This window comes from Segeticoccus rhizosphaerae (assembly GCF_005222685.1).
GTDB lineage: Bacteria > Actinomycetota > Actinomycetes > Actinomycetales > Dermatophilaceae > Segeticoccus > Segeticoccus rhizosphaerae.
The window spans coordinates 1-10,596 of the sequence record NZ_SWMA01000062.1 but is presented as its reverse complement, the minus strand read 5'-3'; the positions used below and the strand labels follow the sequence as shown (position 1 = coordinate 10,596).

Sequence of the window (10,596 nt, the reverse complement as noted above, 5' to 3'; positions counted from 1 at the left end):
CTGACCCAGCTTCGCACCCCCGAACCCCGCCGCCGCCCAGAGCCCGCCCGTTCACCCAACCCGATGAAACGGTGAGGCTAGTACATCCTTGGTCCACGGAGGTCACCATGGGCGAGAAGGACAAACACAAGGGCACCTACCTGACTCCGGGCGTCTACGTCGAGGAGGTTCCCTCCGCCAACAGGCCGATCGAGGGCGTCGGCACCTCCGTGGCCGCCTTCGTGGGGTTGTCCCCGTTCAGCCCCGGGCGGCTGGCCCAGACCGTCGCTCTCACGGCGGCATTAGCGTTCGTGCTGCGTAAGGTCTCGTAGACATCCATCCCGCCGCTGCGTCCCGGTGCTGGCGTCCCAGACAACCCGGGCCTGCGGTTCGTGGATTATCGAGGTTCCCAACGCAAGCCGTCGTTGTCGCGGCAGACGATCGCCACATGGTCTCCTGCAATGCCGACGAGGCCGCGGTCCGACTTACGGCAAAACTCACCCGGTTCGTAGCAGTTTCCGCCGTTGGTCTTCGGAAAGCAGCCCGTGTGCACAGCTCTCTGCGGCGGCACCAGCTTCTTGGCCTGCGCGGCTGCTCTCGCCTTCGCCTGCGCGGCTGCTCTCGCCTTGGCTTGCGCGGCTGCCTTCGCCTGCGCGACTGCTCTTGCCTTGGCTTGCGCGGCTGCTCTCGCCTTCACCTGCGCGGCTGCCTTCGCCTTGGCTTGCGCGGCTGCCCTCGCCTTGGCTTGCGCGGCTGCCTTCGCTTGCGTTTGGGCCGCTTTGGTGGCCTTCGCCTCTGCGGCTGCTTTTGACTTTTGAGTTACGGAAGCACCACTGACAGTGGTGCGTGTCTGCGCGGTGGACGCTTGCCTCGCCACGGACGGGTTGTTGGCCGGAGACTGCTCGGGGTTGCCACAGCCGGCGAGCCACCCAACAGCAAGCAGCGTGCATGCAACAGATCGGACCAGACGATTGTGCGTACGAGTCATGGCTGCCCCAAGAACTTCATTGCCTATACGGCAACGGTAGGCCGCTTGGCCCGCCCTGTCAGGGGAGTCAGAGTCTTCTTGATTGGTTCAGGGCGGCCTTCAGCACGCGCCAGCTTCCGCGGCCTGGCGCGCTCAGGTGGCGTGGTTGGTCAGGGATGCGATGGTGACCCCGACTATCACCGCGTGCGGTTGGGTAGGTGCCGAGGAGGCAGTGAGCCGGGTCGTGGCTTCGGCTCGAGTGGTATCGGCGCTGGTTTCGAACGTGTCAAAGTGGAGTCCTGCCACCCGGAGGGTCGACCCGGGTCGTTGAGCTTGGTGGAGTCTGGCGGCGAAGTCTGCTGTGACTGACGCGGTGATGGTGGGGTTTAGCGCGACGCACAATCCGGTGAGGATGTTTCGCAGGATGCCGTCGGCTCCGAAGAACGTGTTTGCGTTGCCGGTGAGGAACGGGCCGCCGGATTTGAGGGTCAGGAGCGCGCCGTCGTACCACCCCGATGGCCGGACCGAGATCTGCCCCCACGCGTCGGCGTGGATGTCCACCGATTGTCCCTGGCCGGCGCCCAAGGGTATCGGTGTGTCGGCGCCCTCGGGTGACACCAGGGCGAAGCAGGTCGGTCCGCCGGTTCCGCCTTGCGGCTCGCCCTGGGCCGGCAGTTTGACGTGGATGGTGCCCGCTGTTGATGACCCACCGGCCACGTCGGCCAGCCAGGTCTGCGGGAACTGTGAGATGTTCCAGGCGGGCATCCTGGGTTGCCCGGAGCCTGCGAACAAGACGGTGGTGTAGAAGGTGTCGTCCTGGAATGCCACGCGGGCCGCTGTCGTCAGTTCGTCAGATTGCAGGCAGCGCAGGAAGAGCTTGTAGCCGTCGCTGAACCGGGTCGGTGAAGGCGCGAACGGCAGGCCGGAGGAGTCGGATGCTGGCACCCACGAACAGAAGTCGTACAGAGCCGCCGAGCTGGTGCCGTTCGCATCGGTCGGCCAGTTCCATGAGGTCGAGGGGATCAGGAGCTGCATCGTGGACGTCATCGGCGTGGCCGCGGCACCGAGGTCGGTGGCCAGTCTCGTGGCGAGACTTTCGGCGAACGCGGCCAGCGCCGGTGACGTCATCGACACTCAGATCTCAATCTCGGTGCCGTTACTGGGTTCACTGGATGACCAGTGAACCGTCCGGCAATCACCGGTTCGCGCCCGCACCTGGGCCTTGAAAGCGGTCTCGAACACGTCGCTGTATTTCCTGCAGTACGCCCAGTATCTCCCGCCGTCGCCGCCGTTGGCGACGAGCCACGTCTTGTCATGGCTGCCCATGAAGTTCTCCTGTTCGTGAGTGTTGCGTGACTATCTGGCGGAGCCCCTGACCCCCAGGCGCTCAGCGTCGAAGCCCGGGCCAGGGAGATCCGTGCGGGGTGCCTAGGAGATTCCCGGCTGAGCGGTGACGATCCCCATCAGAAACGGGTAGGTCGCCGTCGACTTGCCCCTGAAACTGGTGGTCGAGTCACCCCGTTCGATCGTGTTCGACTCGTGTCCGCCGCTGCCACCGAAGCGGAAGGGGCCGATGCGAATCCCAGCGGACGCCTCGTACTTTTCGACGTGCTGGCTGTACGTGCTGGCACTCATCGTGATCTCGTACGAGGGTTGGTAGCCGGCAACCAGGGCGACGACCTGCAGCGGGAGAAGGCCGCCCTTGCCGAAGATCGGCGACGCCCCGCCGGTGGCGGTCCAGGGGCTGTAGAACTCACCGGTCCCCGCGAGTGTCTTGAGGTAACCGCCGTTGTACCAGTTACCCGGCGAGACCATGACCTTGGTTGCGGTCAGGTTGATGGTGGCCGAGACCGACTGGTCTGACTCGTCCAGGTCCCACTCCTGCCAAGAGCCGCCCGCGCTCACTCCCCAGAAGAAGGAATCGACACTGGCGTTCCCGCCGGCCCACGACTTGCTGAAGTCGTAGCTGCCCTGACCCTGCCCGATCTTGATCGTGACCTGGTTACCGCCGCCCTGCGAGAGCAGGTTGACCCAGTCCTGACCGCTGCTCGTGCTCATCGAGTAGGCCGGTGCCGACACCAAGGACCCGTCGCCCTGGTTGACCGTCGTCCAACCGGAGGTGATCGTGCTGGGCGTCGCGGGCGGGGTCGCGGCGGCCAGGGCGCTGGTCAGGGTCGGGCTCTGCTGTCCGACGGCCTGGGCGTAGTTGCGTTGCGCGGTCGCGTTCGCTTCGGCGTCCTTGGCCAGCGTGCCCGCCCAGCCGCTTTGCACTTCCCACTCGGTCCACACCGGTGGCGGCACGCCGGCCGGGAGATTGGCGTTGGCCTGAGACCATGCCTGGTTGCGTGCGGTCAGATCGTTCTGGCGCTGGTTCTGTGCCGCGATGAGAAGGTTGTGCGCGTTGGTTACCGCCTGCTGCTGGTCCGGGGGGATCGTCGGGTTCACGTGCTGAAGCGTCTGCTGGTAGGCGTTGAGCAGTGTGGCGCCAGACGGGTCGAACTGGCCCACCGCTGACCACTGGGGAACGGAGTTCAACAGGCTCAGGGCCTGCGGCGAGATCTGCCCGCTCGGCGCCGTTGGCCACCACCAGTCCAGATAGGGATAGATGAGCTGGAAGTTCTCGCTCTCGCCACCCAGCACCCCGGACAGGATCTGCTGATAGGTCTGACCGAACAGTTGATCGTCCACTGACGTCATGACTTTCCTTTCAGGAAAAATGCTCTTTTCCGCGACAGCGAAGCCTCTGGTCCAGGGCGCACTGAAGTCACCCTGTTGGCCCAAGCCTTTCCGTCACGAAAGGGAATTGTGGGCATGCTCGATTAAGCAGCCCGAATAATGGATCGTGAAGAATGTCGTCGACACTGCCCGCAATTGCCAATACTGCTCTTTGCTTGGGCCGAGCCGACACGCGTCACGCCAACCTGGCGCGACCTACCCGAGATGTGTAAACCGGCCCGAGACCTCCACCTGGAACGAACTACCAGAGCAGGACAGCCATCGAGACGTGTTAAACGAAGCCATGTACCACCCCATTCCGCCAAAGAATTCGCCAGTGGACTCGTTCGAGGACCACCGAGATCCAGAGCGCCACGTGACGCGACCCGGCGCACGATTCCGCTCAACAGAATCGGCAAGCGATGCTACTTTCGGTGCGCCCCTTCCACCACCAGCAATACTGCTCCGCGAAAGCCTGCAAGGACAGACCCAGCCACCCTTCTAGGGCGAATCTTTACGAACTCCGTCCCGCGATAGTTAATGAGAACCAGAAGAAAATCCCCTTTGACTAGTCACGAATGGCTAGGAGCGTGTCCCGCGCCATGAAAAAGTGTCCACTGTGGCCAGGTGAAGTCCCCGTTGGTGGCCAAGTAAAAGTCCCCCCTCTGCTCGTCGTATCGTCCTGAGCTTTGAGTCCCCGCGTGGGGCGGGTCGAGTCGAGTGTCCACGTATCCTGACGCGGTGGCGCACACGGTGGTGGGCAGGCCAGTCCCTGGCGGGGAGGCGTGGGCGCGGGCTGCGCTTGCGCGGCTCGGGCGCGTGGCGGGTGTCCATCGGGCGGGGCTGGCGCTGGCCGAGGGCGGTGGGCGACGGCTGTTGTTTACCGCGAGTGACCGCGACCAGCAGCGCCGCGTCGAATGGTGTGAGGTCGACGCCTACGAGGATGTGCCGCTGAACCACACCGTGCGCACCGGCGAGGCGGTGGTGGGCTCGCTGGAGGACCTCGCCTGCCGCTATCGGGCGTTCACGGACCGTCAGACCCCGAAGACGCACGCGCTCGCGTCCGTCCCGATCTTCGCCGCCGGCCAGGTCCTGGGCGCATACGCGCTGTTCTTCGACACCCCGCAGCGCTTCGACCATCCACAACGGACCGAGCTGGAGGATCTGGGGGCACGGCTGGGCGCTGACCTGCGCCGGGTCCAGCGGGCCAGCACTCACGCCGGCAGATCCCTCGGCGCCGAGGCGGTGCCGCAGGGCGCCCACGCGGCGACCCGCTCGCTGGCCGCAGACCCTCGGGCGGTCGCCGAGGCACGCCGCTTTGTGCGGAGGACCCTCGCAGCGTGGGGCGTCGAGGAGGACACCGTCGACAACGCGATCTTGTGCCTGAGCGAGCTGGTCACCAACGCGATGATCCACACCGATGCCGGCTGCCAGGTTCGCGTCGTGCTCGACCGCGGCGTCCTGACCACGACCGTTCGCGACGGCGGTTCGACCGTCGTGGTCGATCCCAGCAACGTCAGGGTGGATCCGCTGGCCGTGCACGGTCGTGGGCTTCAGCTGGTGGACGCGTTCTCGAGCAGGTGGGGCTCGGAGCTGGACGCTGTGGGGATGACCGTGTGGTTCGTGCTCGAGTCGGCGACGTCACCCGTTGGTCGATCAATGCTTCACCCGCCCGCCAGGCAGTGAGCGGACACGAGGAGTCCTGCACGGGCACCGAACCGGCGCCTGTGGAGCATCGCGATCCTGCCTCAGCAACCTCACACCGCCTTCGAGCAGCAGCCCCGAGTTGATCGACGACCACCCGCGGCTCGTCACCGGTCGTACCTTGCGCCATCAGCTCATGGGGCCAGCGGTTTGCTGGTCGACGCCACGGGCGAAGTGGAAGCGGTGGCGGCAGCGCCAGGGCTTGTCGAGGCATGCGGCGCACCCATCATGTGGGAGAGTGCGGCGGGGGAGCAGTCCCCACGAGTACCTCGCGAGCGCACCGACCTGGCGGCGGCGCGTCGAGTTCGACGGGATCTGCGCGCATCTATTCGACGCTCGGTGGAAGGCCCCAATGACAAGGGCGGATCGCGGCGGAATGGGGCACCTCACAATGTTGACGCAGCGGCCTGGGATCGAAGGCTGCCACGCACGGAACCTCTTGTCCCACTCAGCCAGCTCCGCTGGGCTCATGCACCCTTGGTCGCCGTGCACAGAAACACGCCGAACTCGCGGTCGCCCTTGAGGATGGTGCTGGCGTCAACGAAGCTGGCCTCGGCGAATCCGGCGTCGGCCAACTGCTCCGCCAGGCGTTGCCTGTCGAATCCGTGATGTCCGTCAAAGTCGACCTTCTCGGCGTGGAAGGCGCCGTCGGGATCCTCGTCAAGGTCCGCGATGGCCAGCCAACCACCCTTGACCAGGAGCCCCGCCAGGGACCGCAGCAGCCCATCCAGGTCCTGAACGTGGTGCAACGCCATGGAGCTCCACACCACGTCGTAGGCACCACCGAGCGGCTCTGTCGTGAGGTCTACCTGCACAGCGCGCAGGCGGTCACTGAGTCCGGCCGCCTCGATCCGCTCCTGTGCTACCTGCACCATTCCAGCCGAGGGGTCGGTCACGACAACAGAGCCGACCCGATCGGAGAGCAAGATGCTCAGCCGACCGGTGCCTGCGCCGACGTCGAGAGCGCGCATCCGAGGGCCGAGGGTCACGGCCTCCTCGATGGCCCGGGCCACCGCAACCTGTCGCTCCTCGTGGCTCGCGTCGTCGTCCCACGTCGCCGCTTCGTCGTCGAACCGCATGCGCTCGTGCATGTGCTTGACCCTAGCCGCGGCGCTGTCGGCCGCGACCGCCTACCGGGCGGGCGTCGACGCCGTCGTGGCCCAGGGCTTCGAGGCGGGGGGCGCGGCGTCTTCGACCCTGACGGCCAGGACGACCTGCTCGGGACCGTGGCGCTGACCCGCCTTCTCGCGGATCGCCCCGACCTGCCCGTGGTCGCGGCAGGTGGCGTCATGGACGGCCACGGCGTGCGCGCGATGATCGAGCTCGGTGCGGTCGCGGCTCGGCTGGGGACGGCCTTCGCCGCATGTCCCGAGAGCGGTGCCGACGACGCCTTCCGGGCTGCGTTGGCCGGCAGCAGCGCAGAGCACGCTGCGCCGCTGCACAGGCCCCTGCCGGCCGCCACCGTGATCGACCTGCTCGAGCAGGAGCGGGCCTCGGGCCGGGGCGGCCGCGATAATGGCCCGGTGACCGCCACGACGAACGACCCGCTCTGCCTGCCCGCACCCGATCCGGACCTCGACGTGCTGCACGCGTGCCTTGGCAGCTCCTGGGGCCTGGCGGGCGAGCTCACGCCGCTGCATGGCGAGCGGGACCGCAACTTCCGGCTCGACACGGTCGCTGGTCGCTACCTGCTCAAGGTGTACAACCCGGCGGACGGGGAGGCGGTTCTGGACCTGCAGCGCTCGGCGCTGCGCCATATCCGAGCTGTCGATCCCGACCTGCCGGTGCCCGACGTCGTCCCCACGCAGGACGGGCGGGGGTGGCTGGAGGTGACCGGCCGGGACGGCCGCCGTTCCCTGGCCTGGGTGATGACCTGGCTCGAGGGCCGGCATCCAACGCCGGCAGACCTAGCCCCCGCCCAGCTGCGGGACTGGGGCCGCACGGCGGCCCGGCTCGGTCGGGCGCTGCGCGGTTTCGTGCACCCGGCCGCGGCGTACCCGATCGCCTGGGACATCCGGCGCTTGCCGCAGCTGCGGCCATGGCTGTCCGCGGTCGACGCGGGCCGGCGGCCGACGGTCGAGGCGGTGCTCGACCGCTTCGAGCGCCGGGTGGTCCCGGATCTGGCGGCGCTGCGTGCACAGGTCGTGCACAACGACCTCGCCCCGGGCAACGTGCTCGTCGACGACTCCTCGACGATCACCGGGATCACCGACTTCGGGGACATGACTCACACCGCGCTGGTCTGCGACGTGGCGGTCGCCGCCTCCGACGGGCTGAGCGGTCGGGAGGACGGTCTCCAGCTGGTACCGGAGTTCCTGGCCGGGTACCACTCGGTTACCCCGCTCGAACCGGGCGAGCTGGCGCTGGTGGCCGACCTGATGGCCGCCCGCAACGCGGCGGCCATCCTGATCACCGCCTGGCGGACTCGTGAGCAGGGCTGGGCACCGCAGATCGACGACGAGGCTTACCACCAGCTCGGGCTAATGCTCGACGTCGGGCTGGACGCTCTGACGGGCCGGTTCACGACCGCCCTGCGAACCGGCACGCCCGGGCCGTCGTACGGCGGAGGAGGGCTTCCCTACCCCCGCCGGGCCACCGAGGAGCTGCTCGACGCCCGGGCGCGGTCTCTAGGCGGGCTGGAGCTGAGCTACGCACGGCCGGTGCACCTGGTCGGTGGGCGAGGAGTGTTCCTAGAGGCCGTGGGTGGCCGCCGCTACCTCGACGCCTACAACAACGTGCCGGTGCTCGGGCACTCCCACCCTGCCGTGGTCGACGCGGTCTGCTCCCAGCTGGCGACCCTCAACACCAACAGCCGTTACCTCCAGGAGGCCCCGGTCGAGCTCGCGGAGCGGCTGCTGGCGACACTGCCCGACCGGTTCGACCGGGTGCTGCTGGTCAACTCGGGCAGCGAGGCCAACGACCTGGCCTGGCGGATCGCTCGACACGCGACCGGCGCCGCGGGCGGCATCGCCACCAGCTGGGCCTACCACGGAGTCACCGAGGCCACCTACGCGTTCTCGCCGGAGAGCTGGGGGACCGCCGACCGTCCCGCCCACATGCGGTTGGTCGAGCCGCCACCCGGGCCGTTGTCCGCCGTGCCCGAGGCGGCCGAGGACCTGCACGCCGCGGGACTCGGCGTGGCGGCGATGCTGGTCGACGGAGTGTTCACCAGCGACGGGATCCACGGGCCGGCACACGACTGGACCTCTGCGGCGGCCGCCGCGGTCCACGACGCGGGCGGCCTCTACGTGGCCGACGAGGTTCAGGCGGGTCACGGCCGCACCGGCGACTCGCTGTGGAGCTTCGTCGCCGGGGACGTGCCGGCCGACCTGGTGACCCTCGGTAAGCCGATGGGCAACGGCTACCCGGTCGCCGCGGTCGCCGGTCCCGCCGACCTCGTCGACCCATTCCTCGAAGGCACCGACTACTTCAGCACCTTCGGCGGCGGTACTGCCGCCTGCGCCGCCGCCCTCGCCGTGCTGCGCACGCTGGCGGAGGACCGGGTCGTCGACCGGGTCGCCGCGGTGGGCGCTCACCTGGTCGAGGCGTTGCGCGAGGTCACCGCCGACAGGGCCGAGGTGGCCGGGGTGCGCGGCTGGGGACTGGCGGTCGGTGCCGACGTCGTAGACCCAGCGACCGGTCGGCCGGACCCGCAGCGCACCGGCCGGATCGTGGACGGCATGCGCGAGCGCGGGGTGCTGATCGGTCGCACCGGTCCCGGCCGGAACACCCTGAAGATCCGCCCGCCGCTGGTCTTCGGGGACGAGCACGTCGACCTGCTCACCGACGCGCTGACGGCCACCCTGGCTGCGCTCCGGTGACCGCGAAGTGCGAGTCGGGCCTCACAGCGCCCGCTGCTCGGCCACGGAGTTGCCGCCGTCGACGACCAGGCACTGGCCGCTCAGGTACGCCGCCCCGGGAGTGCACAGCCACGCCACCGGCCAGGCGATCTCGTCAGGGGTGCCGCTGCGGCGCACCGGAGTGACCTGGCCCTCTCGCCGCTCGTCGTCGGTCTGGGAGCCGGTGGCTATCCAGCCCGGCGCGACGGCATTGGCGGTGATCCCGTCCGCGGCGAGGTCGACGGCCAGTGACCGGGTCAGCCCGACCATCGCGGCCTTGGCAGCGGCATAGCCGGCGTCCTGCCGCATCGCCATCACCGGTCCGGTGACGCTGGAGACCATCACGATCCGACCCCACGCGGACCGGCGCATGACAGGCACGGCCGCGCGGGTCGTCAGAAAAGCGGTGTCGAGGTTGCGGCGCAGGCTGTGCTGCCACTCGTCGTACCCGAGCCCGTCGACGCCTCCGGACAGCGCGTCGCTGTCGGTGACGGAGGTCATCCCCGCGTTGTTGACCAGGATGTCCAACCGGTCCCACCGGCTCGTGACGGCGGCGACCACCGTCTGCGCAGCCGTCGGATCGGTGAGGTCGGCGACCAGGCCGGTGGCCTGGACTCCAGACTCCGCCAGCTCACCTGCACGGTCGTGCACCCGGTCGGTAGTGGCGGTCAGCACCACGGCGGCGCCGAGCGCACCGAGCCGCCGGCATACCGCGAAGCCGATGCCCGTGGGGCTGCCCGCACCGGTCACCAGCGCGACCCGGCCGGTCAGGTCCAGTCCCGTCGTCACCACGGCACGGATGCTGCCAGATGCCGTACTCCTGGTCGAGTCCGGCCGGGCCGGGGCAGCCGCGGCTGCTGGTGGCTCACGGTCGCTGCGATCGCGAGGACTGGGTCGCGTGCCCCGTTTGGCTCCTCGACCGCCATGACGAGGACCTGGCTGGCGTTGGGCTGGGTTTGCCTCGATCACCGAAGACGAGGAGGTGACGGCGGATCACTGCTCCACGACTCGCCGGATCTGGGGAAAACTCGACGAAACCCGCGCTGATCTGGGCCGGCAATCGACATCAGTGTCTTTGGCGGTCACGACACGACTCCTCCACCCCACTGGTCTCGGCGAATCTTGGCCCCACTCCGCGGAGAAACGCGCAGGCATCCGATCCGCTGGCAGGGCGAAGTCCCTCGAGTAGCAGCGGAGGTACCCGATCGGCGTTCAGCCGAGCGCAGCACCGCTCGTCAAACGCGGCTGCTAGTGGTGTGTCTCGCAAATAAGTAGGTGGTGTGTTGGTAGGCTGGTATTCATGAGTGCACCCGCCTCCCCGTTGCAGATGTCGGCTGGTCAGCGTGAGGCGTTGGAGGTGTTGTCCCGTTCGCAGGCGGCGCCGCATCGGCA

The 10,596-nt window shown here is 68.4% G+C and carries 10 protein-coding genes; 4 read left to right on the top strand and 6 right to left on the bottom strand.

The window, feature by feature from the left end; genetic code table 11:
• The first annotated feature begins 107 nt into the window (after positions 1-107).
• Entirely contained in the window at positions 108-311 is a 204-nt protein-coding gene (locus FCN22_RS20840; protein ID WP_137123483.1) for a hypothetical protein, read from the top strand.
• A 65-nt stretch (positions 312-376) separates the two neighbouring features.
• On the opposite strand, the gene FCN22_RS20835 is transcribed toward FCN22_RS20840, so the two are convergent.
• The 4 genes from FCN22_RS20835 to FCN22_RS20820 all read right to left on the bottom strand — a co-directional run bounded on the left by FCN22_RS20835 (position 377) and on the right by FCN22_RS20820 (position 3,727).
• Positions 377-967: a hypothetical protein gene (locus tag FCN22_RS20835; RefSeq protein WP_137123482.1), complete on the bottom strand. Its 591-nt coding sequence runs from the start codon at positions 965-967 to the stop codon at positions 377-379.
• Between the two features lie 132 nt (positions 968-1,099).
• Positions 1,100-2,074, bottom strand: coding sequence for a hypothetical protein (locus FCN22_RS20830; protein ID WP_137123481.1), 975 nt, complete (start codon positions 2,072-2,074; stop codon positions 1,100-1,102).
• Between the two features lie 6 nt (positions 2,075-2,080).
• On the bottom strand, positions 2,081-2,272 hold the full coding sequence (locus tag FCN22_RS20825; protein ID WP_137123480.1) for a hypothetical protein: 192 nt from the start codon (positions 2,270-2,272) through the stop codon (positions 2,081-2,083).
• Positions 2,273-2,374: 102 nt separating this feature from the next.
• A complete protein-coding gene (locus FCN22_RS20820; protein WP_137123479.1) occupies positions 2,375-3,727 on the bottom strand; it encodes a hypothetical protein in 1,353 nt (450 codons plus the stop codon).
• A gap of 675 nt (positions 3,728-4,402) precedes the next feature.
• On the opposite strand from FCN22_RS20820, the gene FCN22_RS20815 reads away from it, so the two are divergent.
• Positions 4,403-5,347, top strand: a complete 945-nt coding sequence (locus FCN22_RS20815; protein WP_162308287.1) for an ATP-binding protein — start codon at positions 4,403-4,405, stop codon at positions 5,345-5,347.
• Positions 5,348-5,832: 485 nt separating this feature from the next.
• Here the strand turns inward: FCN22_RS20815 and FCN22_RS20810 are convergent, their stop codons facing one another.
• Positions 5,833-6,456, bottom strand: a complete 624-nt coding sequence (locus tag FCN22_RS20810) for a class I SAM-dependent methyltransferase (RefSeq protein WP_137123485.1) — start codon at positions 6,454-6,456, stop codon at positions 5,833-5,835.
• Between FCN22_RS20810 and FCN22_RS22610 the strand changes: the two genes are divergently transcribed.
• Both FCN22_RS22610 and FCN22_RS20805 read left to right on the top strand, forming a co-directional pair.
• Positions 6,455-6,601 (top strand): hypothetical protein, encoded by a 147-nt coding sequence (locus tag FCN22_RS22610; RefSeq protein ID WP_274381655.1) that lies wholly within the window; start codon positions 6,455-6,457, stop codon positions 6,599-6,601. The genes FCN22_RS20810 and FCN22_RS22610 overlap by 2 nt on opposite strands.
• Positions 6,592-9,186 (top strand): aminotransferase class III-fold pyridoxal phosphate-dependent enzyme, encoded by a 2,595-nt coding sequence (locus FCN22_RS20805; protein ID WP_274381654.1) that lies wholly within the window; start codon positions 6,592-6,594, stop codon positions 9,184-9,186. The genes FCN22_RS22610 and FCN22_RS20805 overlap by 10 nt, the downstream gene beginning before the upstream one ends.
• A gap of 21 nt (positions 9,187-9,207) precedes the next feature.
• Here FCN22_RS20805 and FCN22_RS20800 read toward each other — a convergent pair whose 3' ends face one another.
• Positions 9,208-9,996, bottom strand: coding sequence for an SDR family NAD(P)-dependent oxidoreductase (locus FCN22_RS20800; protein ID WP_238384887.1), 789 nt, complete (start codon positions 9,994-9,996; stop codon positions 9,208-9,210).
• Between the last annotated feature and the right edge of the window lie 600 nt (positions 9,997-10,596).